At 67.2% G+C, this 16,316-nt stretch carries 12 protein-coding genes; 4 read left to right on the top strand and 8 right to left on the bottom strand.

Annotation, left to right across the window (positions count from 1 at the left end; genetic code table 11):
* Positions 1-13 precede the first annotated feature (13 nt).
* Together VGI12_03915 and VGI12_03910 are read right to left on the bottom strand one after the other, a co-directional pair.
* Entirely contained in the window at positions 14-3,040 is a 3,027-nt protein-coding gene (locus VGI12_03915) for a TAT-variant-translocated molybdopterin oxidoreductase (GenBank protein ID HEY2431797.1), read from the bottom strand.
* Positions 3,028-3,687: a cytochrome c3 family protein gene (locus VGI12_03910; protein HEY2431796.1), complete on the bottom strand. Its 660-nt coding sequence runs from the start codon at positions 3,685-3,687 to the stop codon at positions 3,028-3,030. Before VGI12_03910 ends, VGI12_03915 begins: the two co-directional genes overlap by 13 nt.
* 141 nt (positions 3,688-3,828) lie before the next feature.
* Between VGI12_03910 and VGI12_03905 the strand changes: the two genes are divergently transcribed.
* The gene (locus VGI12_03905) at positions 3,829-4,767 is read left to right on the top strand and encodes an ATP-binding cassette domain-containing protein (protein ID HEY2431795.1); all 939 of its coding nucleotides are present in this window, start codon (positions 3,829-3,831) and stop codon (positions 4,765-4,767) included.
* Complete coding sequence (locus tag VGI12_03900; protein HEY2431794.1) at positions 4,764-6,059, top strand: ABC transporter permease; 1,296 nt, start codon at positions 4,764-4,766, stop codon at positions 6,057-6,059. The genes VGI12_03905 and VGI12_03900 overlap by 4 nt, the downstream gene beginning before the upstream one ends.
* 17 nt (positions 6,060-6,076) lie before the next feature.
* On the opposite strand, the gene VGI12_03895 is transcribed toward VGI12_03900, so the two are convergent.
* A complete protein-coding gene (locus tag VGI12_03895) occupies positions 6,077-7,315 on the bottom strand; it encodes a hypothetical protein (GenBank protein ID HEY2431793.1) in 1,239 nt (412 codons plus the stop codon).
* 74 nt (positions 7,316-7,389) lie between these two features.
* On the opposite strand from VGI12_03895, the gene VGI12_03890 reads away from it, so the two are divergent.
* Complete coding sequence (locus VGI12_03890) at positions 7,390-8,286, top strand: NAD(P)/FAD-dependent oxidoreductase (protein ID HEY2431792.1); 897 nt, start codon at positions 7,390-7,392, stop codon at positions 8,284-8,286.
* 141 nt (positions 8,287-8,427) lie between these two features.
* The gene (locus tag VGI12_03885) at positions 8,428-9,867 is read left to right on the top strand and encodes a PLP-dependent aminotransferase family protein (protein HEY2431791.1); all 1,440 of its coding nucleotides are present in this window, start codon (positions 8,428-8,430) and stop codon (positions 9,865-9,867) included.
* Between the two features lie 34 nt (positions 9,868-9,901).
* Here VGI12_03885 and VGI12_03880 read toward each other — a convergent pair whose 3' ends face one another.
* The 5 genes from VGI12_03880 to VGI12_03860 form a co-directional block, all read right to left on the bottom strand.
* The gene (locus tag VGI12_03880; protein ID HEY2431790.1) at positions 9,902-12,952 is read right to left on the bottom strand and encodes an FG-GAP-like repeat-containing protein; all 3,051 of its coding nucleotides are present in this window, start codon (positions 12,950-12,952) and stop codon (positions 9,902-9,904) included.
* A gap of 171 nt (positions 12,953-13,123) precedes the next feature.
* Positions 13,124-13,837: a hypothetical protein gene (locus VGI12_03875; GenBank protein ID HEY2431789.1), complete on the bottom strand. Its 714-nt coding sequence runs from the start codon at positions 13,835-13,837 to the stop codon at positions 13,124-13,126.
* A 1-nt stretch (position 13,838) separates the two neighbouring features.
* Positions 13,839-14,063 carry a hypothetical protein gene (locus VGI12_03870; GenBank protein ID HEY2431788.1) on the bottom strand — a complete coding sequence of 75 codons (225 nt, stop codon included), beginning with the start codon at positions 14,061-14,063 and terminating at the stop codon, positions 13,839-13,841.
* Positions 14,053-14,622, bottom strand: coding sequence for a cytochrome c oxidase subunit 3 (locus VGI12_03865; GenBank protein HEY2431787.1), 570 nt, complete (start codon positions 14,620-14,622; stop codon positions 14,053-14,055). The genes VGI12_03870 and VGI12_03865 overlap by 11 nt, the downstream gene beginning before the upstream one ends.
* On the bottom strand, positions 14,619-16,310 hold the full coding sequence (locus VGI12_03860) for a cbb3-type cytochrome c oxidase subunit I (protein ID HEY2431786.1): 1,692 nt from the start codon (positions 16,308-16,310) through the stop codon (positions 14,619-14,621). The genes VGI12_03865 and VGI12_03860 overlap by 4 nt, the downstream gene beginning before the upstream one ends.
* Positions 16,311-16,316: the final 6 nt, after the last annotated feature.

The following is a 16,316-nucleotide window of genomic DNA, read 5'->3' as shown; positions in this document are numbered from 1 at the left end:
TCAATCGTCATCGTCACGCCAGTTCGGGATTCGGGTTGCGCACTGCCGCCATGTAGGTGGTGCGCGGACGGGTATTGAGCTCGGCGAGCAGCCCGTAGGTGCGTTCGCGCGCCTTCAACTTCGTCACCCGTGCGTTGGGATCGTTGAGGTCGCCGAATACGATGGCGTCGGCCGGACAGGCGGCGGCGCAGGCCGGCACGACCTCGCCGTCGGCGACGCGGCGGTCGGCGCGCTCGGCGTCGATCTTCGCGTAGTTGATCCGCTGCACGCAGTAGGTGCACTTCTCCATGACGCCGCGGCTGCGGACGGTGACGTCGGGGTTGCGCAGCGGCTCCCAGTTCGGCGTCTCCCAGTCCTGGTACAGCAGGAAGTTGAAGCGCCGCACCTTGTAGGGGCAGTTGTTCGAGCAGTAGCGCGTGCCGACGCAGCGGTTGTAGACCATGTCGTTCAGGCCTTCGGCGCTGTGCGTCGTCGCGCCGACCGGGCAGACGAGCTCGCACGGCGCGTTCTCGCACTGTTGGCAGGGCACCGGCTGGTGGTACGTCCTGATCGAGTTGCCGTCCTCGGGGTGCCCCTCGAAGTAGTGGTCGACGCGGATCCACTGCATCTCGCGCCCCTTCTGGACCTGCTCCTTGCCGACGACCGGGATGTTGTTTTCGGACTGGCAGGCGATGGTGCAGGTGCCGCAGCCGGTGCAGGACGTCAGGTCGATCTGCATCCCCCACTTGTAATGCTGCGAGTAGTCCCACTCGGGGATCATCGTCAGCGTTTTGGGCGGGGTCTCACCCTGTTTGGCGATGACTTCCGGGTCCTTGCGGTACTCCTCGACGTCGGCCACGCGCACCGGCGCGCGGTCCTCCATCATCTGGTGTTCCTGCGTGCGCGCCAGCAGGTAGCGGCCGGCCTTGGCGATCTCGAGGCCGTCGCCGAAGTAGAGCGCGTCGGACGTGCGCAGCTTGTAGACGTCGAAGTCGAGCGCCGTCTTGTCGGCGGCCGTACCGACCCGGCCCGTCACCTGGCGTCCGTAGCCGTAGAACACGGTGACGGACTGCTCGGGATGGCCGGGGACGATCGCCACCGGCAGCTTCGCGGTGTTGCCCCGGTAGCGCAGATCGATCAGGTCGCCGTCGGCGAGCCCCTTGGCCTTTGCGAGGTTCTGGCTGATCCACGCGGTGGGATCCCAGGTGACCTTCGTCAGCGGCTTGGGCAGCTCCTGCAGCCAGCCGTTATTGGCGAAGCGGCCGTCCCAAATCGTCGGGTCCGGCCGGAAGATGATCTCGAGTTCGCCTCCGGCGGCGGCCGAGGGTTGAGCGCTGGCTGCCGCAGCGGGAGTGGGAGCGGAGGCTGGCGAGTGGCCGGCCGTGCCGGTGACGAACCCGTCATGCAGCACGTGCTTCCACATGCTCTCGGCGCTCTTGAACGGAGCGCCGGTGGGATCGGTGACCTTCCAGCCGCCGACGCTGCCGGCGTTGGCGCGCGTCCAGTAGTCCTTGACGAGGTCGTGCGCCGACTTGCCGGCCTGCGCGTCGATGAAGAGCGTGAGCACCTCGGTGATCGTCTTGCCGTCGTAGAGCGGCGCGATCAGCGGCTGCAGCACCGTGACGGTGCCGTCGAACGCGCGGGCGTCGCTCCAGCTCTCGAGCGGGTGCGCTTCGGGGATGTTCCACTGCGTGACGAACGCCGTCTCGTCGGGAAACATCGACAGCGTAACCGTGGTCTGCACCTTCTTCAGCTTCTCGGCGAACTGCAGATCCGCCGGCGCGGTGAAGACCGGATTGGCACCGAGAATGAGGAGCAGATCGACCTGGCCGGCGTCCATCGCCTGCGCCAGCTCGCGGATCGACGCGGCATGATCGCCCGGGTTGATCTCGACGCCGGCGCCGTAGGTGACCGTCGTGCCGACGTTGCCGAGCGCCTCGTTCATCTGGCGCGCCAGTTGATGCACGGCGGCCGGCTGGAAGTCGCCGGCGACCACCACCGACCGTCCGCGGTGCGCCTGCAGATCCTTGGCGACGGCGGGGATGAACTTCTGCGCCAGCGCGTTCGACAGCGTCCCGCTCAGCGAGCCCGTCGAGAGCGCCTGCGCGGCCGCGGCAACCTCCGACGCCTTCAGCGTGAGCCGGTGGTCCGCTTTCGCGCCCGTCAGCGTCGGCGAGCTCTCGATCGCGTAGAGCCGGTTCATCGACTTCAGCGGGGCGCCGGCCTCGCCCTTTTCCGCGTCGATGCCGTCGCGGCGGCGTGTCGCGAAATCGCGCGCATACTTGAGCGACGCCGGGCCGCAGGCGAACAGATCCGCGTCGAGCGTGACGATCACGTCCGCCTTGGAGAAGTCGTAGATCGCGGGAGCGGCGCCGGCGGCCTTCGCTGCCGGATCCCACTGGTGCCACCTGGCCTGCGGGTACGCCTGCTGGATGAGCGACACCTGCTCGGCGACGGTCGGCGACGTCAGGGTTTCGGTGAGGAACCGGAGTCCAGCCCCCTGCTTGCCCTTCTGGGTCGTGAGCGCGCCCTTGACGGCGGTCGTGGCGTCGCCCCAGGTGCGGAACGCCGACCGGTCGCGGACCGACTGCAGACGATCGGGATCGTAGAGGGTCAGAATCGCGGCCTGCGCGAAGATGTCGGAGCCGCCAGCGCTGGCCGGATGTTGCGGATTGCCTTCGACTTTGGTCGGATGACCCTCGTGGCTTTCAACCAGCACCGGCGTCGCCACCCCGCCAAACGGGACAGCCGTCGCGAAGAAGAGCGGACGGCCCGGCACCATGTCTTCCGGCTGCTTGACGTAGGGGACGATCTTTTCGAGCGGCTGCTTGACGCACCCGGAGACGCCGGCCAGCGCCAGGGAGGCGCTCATCAGCTTCAGGAAGTCGCGCCGTCCCTTGGGATCGTTGAACTGCGACGCCTGCTCGGGGAATTCGCGGTGCAGGTACTCGCGGAACTGCGGCGTGTCGGCGAGTTCGCCGAGGCTTCGCCAGAACAGGCGGCCGTTGGCGCCCGCCAGACGCGATCGAATTGCCGAAAACTCCATACTCACCTGTGGCACGTCGAGCAGCTCGTCAGCAGCATGACGTCCTGGATCTTGTATTCCTTCATCAGCCGCGGGCCCAGATCCGGATCATTTGCGGGCGGCTCCCAGGCCATGTTCGTAATCTGATCGCGCGGCCGGAGGTTCGGTGCGGGATTGCGATGGCAGGTGATGCACCAGCTCATCTGCAGGCTGTTCTGCTGCAGCATCAGCGGCATCCGGTCGACGCGGCCGTGGCAGGTCGCGCAGCCGACGCCCTTGGCCACGTGGATGCTGTGATTGAAGTACACGAAGTCGGGCAGGTCGTGGACCCGCGTCCACTGCAGCGGCGTGTTGTCGCGGAAACTGGCGCGGACGGGCTCCAGGATCGACGCGTTCGTCCAGATCTGCGAGTGACAGTTCATGCACGTCTTCGTCGGGGGGATGTTCGCGAACGGCGACTCCTCGACGGTCGTATGGCAATAGCGGCAGTCGATGCCCATTGCCCCCGCGTGATGCGCGTGACTGAACTGCACCGGTTGATCGACGGTCACGCCCTGTCCCGTGACGTATCCGGACCAGGAAAGGGAAACGACCGCCCATCCCAGGAAGGACACGAGCACCAGGGCCAGGACGATGCTGGTCTTGGACCAGACGTTGAGGCTGCGATGGAAAATCTGACTCATCGTTTCGGCGTCCGTGCGGCGGTCGTCAAAGCAAGCAGACTATATCGAAGGCGCTGAGCCTTTGCGAACGCGGACGGTGTGCGGCGCGGCATCTATAATGTGAAAAATTTCACAAGGTTGTCAAACCCGTAGAATCGCCGCGTGCCGCAGCCTCCCGCAATCCGACTGGCCGACGTCAGCAAACGCTTCAACGGCGTCGCCGCCGTCGACGGCCTCACCCTCGAGGTGCCGCCGGGATCGATCTACGGCTTCATCGGCCCCAACGGCTCCGGCAAGACCACCACGCTGCGGATGATCATGCGCATCCTGCTGCCCGACAGCGGCCGCATCGAGGTGCTCGGATCGTCCGACACCCGCTCGGCCCGCGACCGCGTCAGTTATCTCCCGGAGGAGCGCGGCCTCTACAAGAAAATGACGGTCCGCCGCCTGCTCCGCTACTACGGCCAGCTCAAGGGCCGCCGCGTCGCCGAGCTCGATCCGGTGATCGACGACTGGACGACGCGTCTCGGGATGCAGGGCTGGGGCGACCGCAAGATCGAAGCGCTGTCCAAAGGCATGTCGCAGAAGGTGCAGTTCGTCGGCGCCGTCGTCTCGCAACCTGACCTGCTGATTCTCGACGAGCCGTTCTCGGGGCTCGATCCGGTCAACGCCGAATCGCTCAAGGACGCCGTGCTCGAAATCCGCCGCCGCGGCACCACCGTCGTCTTCAGCACCCACGACATGGCGACCGCGGAACGGATGTGCGACCGCATCTTCATGATCTTCCGCGGCCGCAAGGTGCTCGACGGCACGCTCGAGGAAATCCAGGCGCAGTACGGCTTCGACACCGTCCGCCTCCGCACCGCCGGCGGCGCCGCGGCGCTGGCCGGCCTGGGCAGCGTCCAGTCGGTCAACGACTACGGTCAGCTCCAGGAAGTCCGCCTCTCCGCCGATCCGCAGTCGTTCCTGCAGGAGCTGGCGGCGCGGACCACGGTCTATCACTTCGAAATCGCCCGGCCGTCGCTGCACGACATCTTCGTGCGTATCGCGGCACCGGCCGAGGCCATGGCGGCGCCCTCGTCCGCCCTTGAGCGTGCATGACCAACAAGTCGCTGATCATCGCCATCTCGGAGTTCACCACCCTCGTCCGTTCGAAGGCGTTCATCGTCGGGCTGCTGATGATGCCGGTGTTCTCGCTCGTCGCGGTCGGCGTGCAGAAGTTCACGCGCGACGCGACCGACCTCCACGATCGGCGATTCGCCGTGGTCGATCGCAGCGGCGTCCTCTACGGGCCGATCAAGGCGGCGGCGGACGAATGGAACGCGGCCGCCCGCGCCCGCGGCACGCAGACGGCGCCGCTCTTCCTGCCCGAGGCAGCGACATTCGAGGACGACGACGCGCAGGCGCGCGCCGCCCTGTCGGATCGCGTGCGCCGCGACGAGATCTACGCCTTCGTCGAGATTCCCGCCGGGGTGCAGGCGCCCGAGTCGAACGCGGAGATCCGCTACTACTCCAATCACCCTGCCTATCGCGCGCTGCCAGGCTGGATCGCCACCATCATCAACCGCGAGATCGTCAACCGCCGCTTCCGCGCCGCCGCCGTCGATCGCGCGCTGGTGGCGAGGCTGACCAGGCGCGTCGACCTCGCCGAGCTGGGCCTGGTCGAACGCGACACCCGCGGCGCGGTCAAGGCGGCGGCGCCCATCGACAAGGTCCGGACGCTGGCCATTCCCGTCGCGATGATGATGATCGTGCTCTTCTCGGTGATGTCTGGGGCGCCGCAGCTCCTCAACAGCGTCATCGAGGAGAAGATGAGCCGGATCAGCGAAGTGCTGATCGGATCGGTGACGCCGTACGAGCTGATGATGGGCAAGCTGGCCGGCTGCATCGCGGTGTCGCTGGTGCTCGCCTCGGTCTACATCGTCGCCGGCACCGGCGCCGCCCGCCATTTCGGCTACGGCGACGCCATCCACGGCACCGACATCGCCTGGCTGTTCCTGTTCCTGCTGCTGGCGTCGTTCATGTTCGGCTCGGTGTTCATCACCATCGGCGCCGCCTGCTCGGATCTGAAGGACGCGCAGGGGATGATGCCGCCGGCGATGCTGGTGTTGATGCTGCCGTGGCTCACCTGGTTCGCCGTGCTGAACGCGCCCGACAGCCCGATCGCGATCGGCCTCTCGCTGCTGCCGACCGCGACGCCGTTCCTGATGCTGCTGCGCATCATGCTGCCACCGGGCCCGCCGCTCTGGCAGATCGGGCTGTCGGTCGGCCTGACGGCGGCGGCGACGATCGCGATGGTCTACGCCGCCGGCAAGATCTTCCGCACCGGTCTGCTGATGCAGGGCAAGGGGGCGTCGTTCGCCGAGATGTGGCGCTGGGTGCGGACCGACTGACGCCGGCGGCCGCGTCCCTACATCGGCCGGTGCGTCATCGTCGCGTCGAGCATGCGGTGCATCGCCGGCGGACGGACGATGAGGAACACCTGGCCCGACCACGGATGCGCGGTGTAGAAGGGCGTGAGCGGCGGCGGCACGCCGTAGCCGGTGAGCTGGCCGCCGGCTTCGGCAACCCATCCGCGCGGGCGCCAGAGCGTTTTCGTGGCGCCGAGCGTGACGGCGCCGACCGCCGAGATCCCGCCAGGCAGGACGACGTGCGCGCGCAGGTTCTTACGGCCAAGGCCGGCTGTATGGACGCCACTGCGCAGGACGTCGTCTTCGACATCCGTCGATTCGGCGCGGCCGTAGATCGATCCGCTCGTGCCGAACTCGTGGGTGGCTTCGCCGAGGAACGCGTCGTACTTGCCGCCGAGTTTCTTGTTGCGGCCCCACGCGAACGTCGCCGACGTCCATCGCGCGCCCGGCGATGACTTCCAGGACAGCGACGCCGTTGTCCGCTTGACGTCTCCTTCCTCGATGCGTTCGGGCTCCGTCAGGTAGCCGTAAGACACCTGTGCGCTCCATTGGGGCGACGGCCGCAACCAGCCGCGGACCGACCACGAGTTGAGCGGCCCGGGATCCATCAGGTCCCACCGGTTCTCGTCGGGCTCGACGGCGTTGAAGAGCGAGTACTCGCCCTGGAACCATCCCTTCTCGAGCGCGCCGGTGAGCACGCCCATCGCGATGTGCGTCGAGTCGAGCGTGTGATGGCCGAGCGGAGACATCGGATTCTCGACCGCCGAGGAGCGGTGCATGAAGGCCACCGGCCCGAGCGCCGGCTCGCCGACCGGCGCGCCGGCCAGCGTCAGCGTCGTGCCCAGGAGAAACGGCGTCCGCCAGATCGCGGCTGCCTGCATGAGAAAGTCGTGCGGATGCTGATGGTCGATCAGCGCGTTACCCTGATATGTCTCGCCGACCTGGAAGATGTGGCTGTAGCCCTGCGCGCCGACGGTCGCCGGATCGAGGCTCAGCATGAGCGAGAAGGTGAACGTCCCGCGCGCGATCGGGCGCTCGAACATGCCCATCCACCAATTCGGCGCCTTCAGTTCGCGCTCGCCGCGCGACGACCCCTGGTCGTTGAACATCACCCAGACGACGCCGTCCTGCATGAAGGTCCAGCCGCGGTCGCCGCTCGCGTCGTGGTCGTGATCCTGGGCGCGCGCGCCGGCGGCAATCGACAGCAGCGCGGCGACGACGAATGCCGCGACCCTCACCGCCGTCCTGTCGCGATCGCTGCGGCCGCGTGGATCGCACGAAGCCGCCGCCGGAACCATGGCACGATGATGCCATGTACGACGTCGTCATTGTGGGCGCCGGACCGGCGGGCCTGAGCGCGGCGTTGATCCTGGGGCGCGCGAGGCGGCGCGTGCTGATCTGTGACAGCGGGCATCCACGCAACGCCGCGTCGCGCGCCATGCACGGCTACCTCTCGCGCGATGGGATGCCGCCGCGCGAGTTCCTGGCGGCGTCGCGCGAGGAGCTCTGCCGATACGACTCCGTGGAGCTTCGCGACATCGAAGTGCGCAGCGCCGAGTGCCGTGCCGGCACGCACTTTCACGTCACGCTCGCCGATGGCAGCGAGCACACCTCGCGAAAGCTGCTGATTGCGACGGGAGTGGTGGACAATCTGCCCGCCATTCCGGGATTTCGCGAGTGGTACGGCGCCGGCGTGTTTCATTGCCCGTACTGCGACGGCTGGGAAGTGCGCGACCGGCCGCTGGTGATCTATGGCCGGGGGGCGCGCGGGCTCGGCCTCTCGTTGGAGCTGACCGGCTGGAGCCGCGATCTCGTCCTGTGCACCGATGGCCCGAGTGAGATCGACGGCGACGACCTGGCGCGGCTCGCGCGTCAGCGCATCGCCGTGCGCGAGGACCGCGTCGCGCGGCTCGAGGGGACGGAGCGTCTCGAAGGGATCGTCTTTGCGTCGGGCGAGACGCTGCCCTGCGACGCGCTCTTTTTCACGACCGGCCAGACGCAGCAGTCGGCGCTCGCGCTCGGGCTCGGCTGCAAGTTCAACGAGAAGGGCACCGTACTCACCGGCAAGTACGAATCGACGCACCTGTCCGGCCTGTACGTGGCCGGCGACGCGTCGCGCGCCGTGCAATGGGTCGTCGTGGCCGCGGCGGAGGGGGCGGAGGCCGCTTTTGCCATCAACACCGACCTGCTCAGGGCAGACCTCGCGTGATTGGACTGGTAGTCGGCCCCCGATTTTCCGAGTTCCGTCCCAGATTGGACTTGAAACAACCGCCGTCCAGGTGAGAATTGGACCTTCTCGGCTGGACCGTCCATCTCCATAGTGGACGGGTCACGACGGAGGTCGTCTTTCATGCTGTCGATCGAGCATCGGTTCGTCCGAACGGAGCGGCCCCTCTACAGCCATCTCGTGTCGCTGCTCCAGGAAGCCATCGCCAAGGGCGATCTCCCATCGGGCGCGCGCGTCCCTCCGGAGCGGACGCTCGCCCAGCGACTCAAGATCAGTCGGACGACGGTCGTGAGCGCGTATCGCGAGCTGGAATCGCGCGGCCTGCTGCGCGGCTACGTCGGCCGCGGCACTTTCGTGTGCGCCGCGCCTGAGCCCGAGGGGACCCCCTTTGCTTGGCGCGGCAAGATTGCGGCGGCGGCCCTGCGCTCCAGCGATTCGACGCTGCGTGACCTCGTACGGCATTCGTCGGATGCGCGGCTGCTCTCGCTCGCCGCCGGAGAGCCGGCGCTCGACATCTTTCCGAACGAGGCCTTCCTCGAGGCCACCCGCCACGCGCTCGCCAGCCAGCCGTCGGTCGTGTGGGGCCATGGGCCGACCGAAGGCCAGCCGGCGCTGAAGAACGCGATTGCGGACCGGTATCACGTCCCGCGCGAGAGCGTGCTGGTCCTGTCGGGAGCGCAGCAGGGGATGGATCTGCTGGCGCGCTGCCTGATCGATCCCGGTGACGCCGTCATCATGGACCGTCCGGGTTATCTCGGCGCGATCCAGTCGTTCCGCGCCGCCGGCGCAAAATTGATCGGCTGGGACATCCTGCGCGGCGATACCGACGAACTCGAGGATCTCCTGGTCCGCTATCGTCCGAAGCTGATTTACACGAACCCGACGTTCCACAATCCGACCGGCACGACGCTGCCGATCCGCACCCGGCGCGAGGTCATCTCGCTCGCGCAGCGCTATCGCGTGCCGATCGTCGAGGACGCCACCTACCGCGATCTGTACTTCACCGACGCGCCGCCGTCGTCGCTCCGCGAGCTGGACGAGCACAACCTCGTCATCTACCTGAACAGCTTCTCGAAGGTGATGGCTCCCGGACTGCGCCTCGGCTGGATCGCCGCGGCCCCGTCGATCGTCGATCAGATCGCGATCATCAAGCAGCGGCTCGATCCGCACACGCCCAATCTCGTCCAGCTCGCGATCGCGCGGCTGATGCGGCAGGGCACGTTCGACGACCATCTCAAGACCATCCGGACAGTACACGCCAAGCGCTGCACGCAGATGATCGCGGCATTGCAGCGGCACCTGCCGCCCGGCGCGATCCGCTTCGCGCGGCCGGCCGGCGGGCTCTACCTCTGGTGCCGCCTCGGCGCCGGCTTGAGCGCCACCATGCTGCATGAGCGGGCCCTCGCCAGCGGCGTGACGTTCGTGCCGGGGCCCGCGTTCTATCCCGACCCGGCGGGCGACTCCGAGCTGCGGCTCTGTTTCACGAGCGTGCTGCCGTCGACGATGGACGAGAGCGTGCGGCGGCTGGCGCGCTGCATTGGGGACCTGCGCCTGAGCGCCTGAGAGACTTGCGCTTGCCATTCATCGCAATGGTTCACTAGTCCGGCGTCGACCGCAGGATTGTGCGGTCGTTCTTCGCGGCCCCTGGACGCGTCGTCATGTAGCGCTCCGACGACAGCACGAGCTGATCGACGTAGACGCCGTCCTCGCGCGTCTGGAAGCGCACGTGCTGCATGCCTCCCGTCGGGAAGCGTAGCGTCAAGGTGCCGATCGCATCCGGCGTCCCCCACGCCTCGTCGCGCCAGCCCCAGCCCGACACGCCGCACCCCGAACACTCCTCGAGATTGACGGCGATGCCCGTCGCCGATCCTGGTTCGTACGCCTTTCCGTCTGCGTCAACCGCGCCGGTGAACTGCAGCCACACCGAATCGTTCGACCAGGAATCGCCGTCGGCTTTCAGGCGCACCCAGAGCTTGTAGGTCTGCGTCGGATCGGCCACGAACTCGACGTCGACGTAACTGCCGGGCGACGACGACGGCGCCGCCACCTTGGGCATCCCGTCGTTGCGATCGTGTACCGCGACGCCGCCCGCCGCGGTCGTGTCGTTGACGATCGACCACTTGTCGCCGACAGCGTTGAAGATCTGGTTGCCGAGGTCGAACACCAGCTCTTTCTCCGGCAGGATAGTGATCGTGATCGAATCGCGAGCCGTGCCGCCACGTCCGTCGTTGGCTTCGACGGTATAGGTATAGCTGCCAGGCGCGACCGCCGGCATGATGAAGTAGTTATCGAGGCGCGTGTCCGCGAGGAGATTCCCCTCGGCATCGAACCACTTGTAGGTCAGCCGGTGCAGATCGGGATCGGACCCTTGCGCGTCGAGCTCGTTCTCCTCGCCATCCCCGAACTGGTATCGATACTGGATGGAGTAGTCCGCCGGCAGCGCGACCGTCGGCGGCGTGTTCGTGTCGCGACGCTGGTTCAACAGGATCTGTACCGAGCCGTCCTCTTCCTGCGCGACGACGTCCGGCAGCCCGTCCTTGTTGAAATCGAGCACCTGCAGACCCGGCGCGTAATAGTCGAACGCCTGCGGCTGCCCGAACGTGCCGTCGCCCCGGCCCGGGACGACGTGCCCGCTCTCGGTCAGCAGGTCGAGATTGCCGTCCAGCGTGATGTCCGCGAGATGAGGCGAGAACGTGTATTGGTCGCCGGTCACGACCGTCCGGGGAACACCGAAACCGGATACCCCGCCCGCGAGGATCAGCGTGCTGCGGGCCGCCGCGTCGGACACGGTTGGATATCCCGAAACGACGAGGTCGGGCCAACCGTCGTGATCCACGTCGCCGAGATCGCCGCCGTTCACGAACTGCAATCCGTCGAGCGCCACGACTCTCGGCGCGGTAGGGAACCCCCCTCGACCGTCGTTCAGCCAGGTCAGTACCTGCGCGCTGACGCCGTTGGCAGCCGAGGTGAACGACAGCACGTCGACGCTGCCGTCGCGATTGACGTCGCCGATCACCAGCTCCGCGTATGTGGTCGAAAAGTGAATCGCCGCGCCAGGAGTGAACGACCCATCGCCGCCGCCGAGGAAGATCTGGATCGTCAGCGGCTGTCCGCCATTGGTCGGCTGACCGATGATGGCCGCGTCGAGCCGGCCGTCGCCATTGAAGTCGGCGAGCCGCATGTCGTACGCGACGAGCGACGTCTGCGTGGTCTTGCGGCGGGGGAACTGACCGTTGCCCGCACCCAGGTATACCTCGATGCGCGTCCGATCGGTCTCCGCGCTTCCGCGATCGAGGAGGACGATGTCGGGGTAGCCGTCAGCGTCGAGTCGAGCCGCGTGGATCGCCAGCGGCACCGAGGACTGCGTCGGGACGGAGGTGCTTGTCCCATCGCCGAGCAACACGACGGCCCCGCCGTGCGCGCCCACGGTGACCCCGTCGTATCTGCCATCGAGATCGAAGTCGGCCACGTCGGAGCTGTCAGGGCTGCCGTAGAGGCTGTCGGCCGCGCCGACGACGGTCCGGCTGAAGGCGTACGCGGACTTCGTGAACGTGGTGGTGTTGGTCAGCACGCTTGCCGTCGCCGCATACTCGTTACCGCTGATCAGATCCAGCCGTCCATCGTTGTTGAGGTCGGCGACGGCCACCGCGCGGCTGCCCGCGCCGGCGGCGAACCCGTAGGCCGGACCGAAGGTGCCGTCGCCGTGGCCGGGCAGTACATCGATCGTGCTCGAGCCGCGGTTGCCGACGACGATGTCGACCGCGCCGTCGCGGTCCAGATCCATCGCCGCGATGCTGCGCGTCGAGCCGCCGCCACTCGGGTACACCAACGTTTCGGTGAACCCGCGGCCGTTGAGGTAAATCGTGATGTCACCTGTGCCCGTGGCGGCAGCGGCCACATCCGGACGCCCGTCGCGGTTGAAATCCCCGGTGACGACGACGTTCTGCTGCGAGGGGACATTGAGGTCCTGACGGGTGAACGTGCCGGCGCCCGGCGTCTGGTACAGGATGGTCAGTCCGGCGCTGCCTGACGAGGCCACGACGAGATCGGGCCAGCCGTCCATGTTGAAGTCCGCGATCGCGACCCCCTGCGGGTTGATCCCCACCGTGCCGGGCCCGGCGCGCATCGCGAAGGCGCCCTGCCCGTCACCGTACAGGACGGCGACGCCCTGATTGGCGTAGAGCGTGTAGACGATGTCGGGGTTGCCGTCCTTGTCGATGTCGCCGACGGCGATGCCGCGCGGGTTGAACGCCGCACCGATCTGCAGAGGGGGACGAAAGCTCCCTCCTGGCAGCCCGAAGAGGACGTCGATCTCGTTGGCATCCGGGTTGGCGACGACGAGGTCGGGAACGCCGTCCTTGTTCAGGTCGGCGCTGGCGATGTCGAACGGTCCGCCGGCGATCGGAATGAACGACGCCGCGTAGCCGCCGGCCGCGCCGCGATTGATGAGGACCGACACGCCGCTCGGATCATGGTTGGCGGTTGCGATGTCGAGCCAGCCGTCTCGGTTGAGGTCGGCGACGGTGATGCCGCGCGCGCCCGCCGACGACGCAGCGTCGTTGCGCTCGGTCGTAATGATCTGCGCGGCACTGGGCAATGCCGTCGCCATAGCGAGCAGAAAAATGCCGAGACTGCGTAAGGGGATCATTGTTAAGGGTCCTTCCGGGGCCAGGGGTGGGGACGTACCTGAGGTTGCGCATCGCGCGACGGCCCGGCTGCAATCCCATCGCCATCACTCGAGCGAGGCGATCTCGGCTGTTGGGAAGAGACGAGTTCCGCTTTGATACGACCGGGCGCCGGCTTTGTACTGTTCCGAGGATCAGCGTTCGGCGCGCAGCCAGGCGGCGAACGCGTCGGGGGACGTGACGGTGATGATGGCGCGCATGCGGTAGTGACCCAGTCCGCACAGTTGCGAGCAGGCGATGTCGAAGGTGCCGGCAAGCGTTGGCGTGAACCATACCGGTACGCCGATCCCAGGAATCGCATCCTGCTTCACGCGCATCGCCGGCACGCCGAAGCTGTGGATGACGTCCCGCGCCGAGAGCTGCACGATCACCGGTCGGCCCAGCGGCAGGTGCATCTCGTTCACGCTCACCACGTCGTCGGCCGCGTGCGGAGACGAGCGGTCGAGACCGGCGGGGTTGTCGGGCGCGATCAGTGACGGATCGGTGCGGCCGAACTCGCCGTCGGGCCCGGCATAGTGAAACGTCCACGAGAACTGCTGAGCCGTGACGCGGACCGGCAGTGCGTCGGTTGGGGCGGGGCCGACCCGCGACGCCCACGCCGGGATCGAGAACGCCGCGAGCAGGACGACCTCGGCGATCGCGACGCCCGCTTCGGTCCACGAGGACCAATGCCCCCGCGCGCCAAGGTAGTCGGCCGCCGGCTGGCGCTTCCGGCGGAAGCGGACGAGCACGTAGACGAAATATGCACTCCAGCCCAGGAACGTGACCGCCATGAGCACGTGGACCAGCGTCGTGATGCGATCGAGCCCGACGGCCTGCGCCGATGCCTGGACGGGAAGCCCCAGCACTTCAGCCGCGCCCGCGCGAGAAGAGAGGGTTGTCCCGGTTGGCCGCCGTAGACACGAGCGGGCTGTCTTCTTTTCTGGCGAGGCGGAGGAAAAAAGCGGCGAACGCGGCGAGCACGCCGCAGGTGACGGCGACCATGACCAGCACGCCGATCCGCGCTGACGTCAGGAGCGGGCCGTCGGCCGCGCCGAAGCACACCGTGCAGGCGACGAGAAGATCAGACCACATACAGCAGCACCAGCAACACCAGCCAGACGATGTCCACGAACGTCCAGTAGCGCGTCAGCGCGCGAAGACGATTGATCGTCGGCCCCCGATCCGGGACGGCGCCGCCGCGCAGCACGATCCACACCGTCGCGGCGATGCCGCCCAAGACGTGCAGGACGTGCACACCCGTCAGCAGGAAGAACGTCGCCATCAGCGTGCTCGACGCCGGGCTGTGGCCGGCGCGGAACAGTTCCTGATACTCGAGGGCCTTCCACGCGCAGAACGACAGCGCCAATATCACCGCCAGCGCAAGCGACAGCCGGTAGCGATCCAGCCGCCTGACCGTCGTGGCTGTCAGGGCGGTCCCCGCCAACAAGGGAATCGTCGCCGCGATTGCTCCGGCCAGATGATCCCGCAGCGGCAGCCATGGCGACGGCGCTCCCGCGCGAAGCGTGAAGTACGCGGAGAACAATCCCCCGAAGAGCATGACCTCCGAGGCGATGAACAGCCACATTCCGAGCTGGACGTTGTTCACCCCGGTGTCCGGGCGACGTTCGACGGTGTAGGGGATGGCGTTCATTCAGCAGCGTTCTGCGGCAGGAAGTCGCGCGCCGCGCCTGGCACCGAGTATTCGTACGCCCCACGGTACACGGTCGGCGTCGTCACGAAGTTGTCGTGCGGAGGTGGCGTCGCCGTGGCCCACTCGAGCGTCGTCGCCTCCCACGGATTGTCGCCGGCCGCGCGCCCCCGCCACAGGCTGACGACGAGGTTGAGGATAAAGAGCAGCTGCACGACACCGAGCGTCCATGCCGCCCAGCCCTGCATCACGTTCCACTTCTGCAGGCCGTGCGCATGGGAGTAGTTGATGCCGCCGTCGTACAGGCGGCGGTTCAGGCCTGCGAGTCCCTGGATGAACATCGGCATGAAGATCGCGTTCATGCAGACGAACGATCCCAGGAAGTGCAGGCGGCCCAGCCTGTCGTCGAGCATCCGGCCGGTGATCTTCGGGTACCAGTAATACACGCCGGCGAACAGCGCGAAGATCGTTCCGGGCGCGACGATATAGTGAAAATGGCCGACGACGTAATAGGTGTCGTGCAGGTGGATATCGCTGGCGGCGAGGCCGAGCGGCAGACCCGTGAGGCCGCCGATGCCGAACATCGGCAGAAAGGCCAGCGCGAAGAGCATCGGCGTGGTGAACCGGATCGAACCGCCCCACAGCGACATCAACAGCGACGTCAGGATGACGACCGACGGGATCGAGATGATCATCGTGGTCGTCTGGAAAAACGCGCTCATCGTCGTGCCCATCCCGGTCAGGAACATGTGGTGAGCCCACACCAGCATCGACATGAAGCCGAGGAAGACGGCCGAGTAGACCATCAGCCGGTAGCTCCAGAGCGGCTTGCGGATGTTGTTGGCGATCACCTCGGCGATGATGCCCATCGCCGGCAGGATCAGTACGTAGACCTCGGGGTGCGCGAGAAACCAGAAGAGGTGCTGCCACAGCAGGGGATTGCCCCCGCCGGAGACGGCGAGCGGCTGCTGGCCGACCAGCAGCCCGGTCGGCAGGAAGAAGCTGGTGCCGAGCACGCGATCCATCAGCTGCATCAGTCCGGCCGCTTCGAGGGGCGGGAAGGCCAGCAGCAACAGGAACGCGGTGACGAGCTGGGCCCAGATGAAGAAGGGCAGGCGCATGAAGGTCAGACCCGGCGCGCGCAGCTGCAGAATCGTCACGATCGTGTTGATCGAGCCGAGCAGCGACGACGTGATCAGGAGGAGCATCGCGAGAATCCAGATCGTCTGGCCCATCGATGCGTAGTCGGCGAGCGGCGGGTACGACGTCCAGCCGCTGTTGGGCGCGCCGCCGGGCACGAAGAAGCTCGAGAGCATCAGCACGCCGCCGGCGAGAAAGATCCAGTAGCTCGCCATGTTCAGGCGCGGAAACGCCATGTCGGATGCCCCGAGCTGCAGCGGCACGAGGTAGTTGCCGAAGCCGCCGACGCTCAATGGCACGACGCCGAGGAAAATCATGATCGTGCCGTGCATGGCGCCAAGCTGGTTGTAGAACTCGGGCAGCAGAATGCCCTGCGCAGCCGCGTGGGAGCCGAGCAGCGCACCGACGATCGGCACCGGCTGCATCGGATAGGCGAGCTGCCAGCGGAGGAGCATCATCAGGCCGAAGCCGACGAGCAGGAACACCATGCTCGTGACCGCGTACTGCAGCCCGATGATCTTGTGGTCGAGGGAGAAGACGCGGCCGCGCATCCGCCG

Source organism: Vicinamibacterales bacterium (assembly GCA_036496585.1).
GTDB lineage: Bacteria > Acidobacteriota > Vicinamibacteria > Vicinamibacterales > 2-12-FULL-66-21 > JAICSD01.
This window is presented reverse-complemented; position numbering and strand designations above follow the sequence as displayed.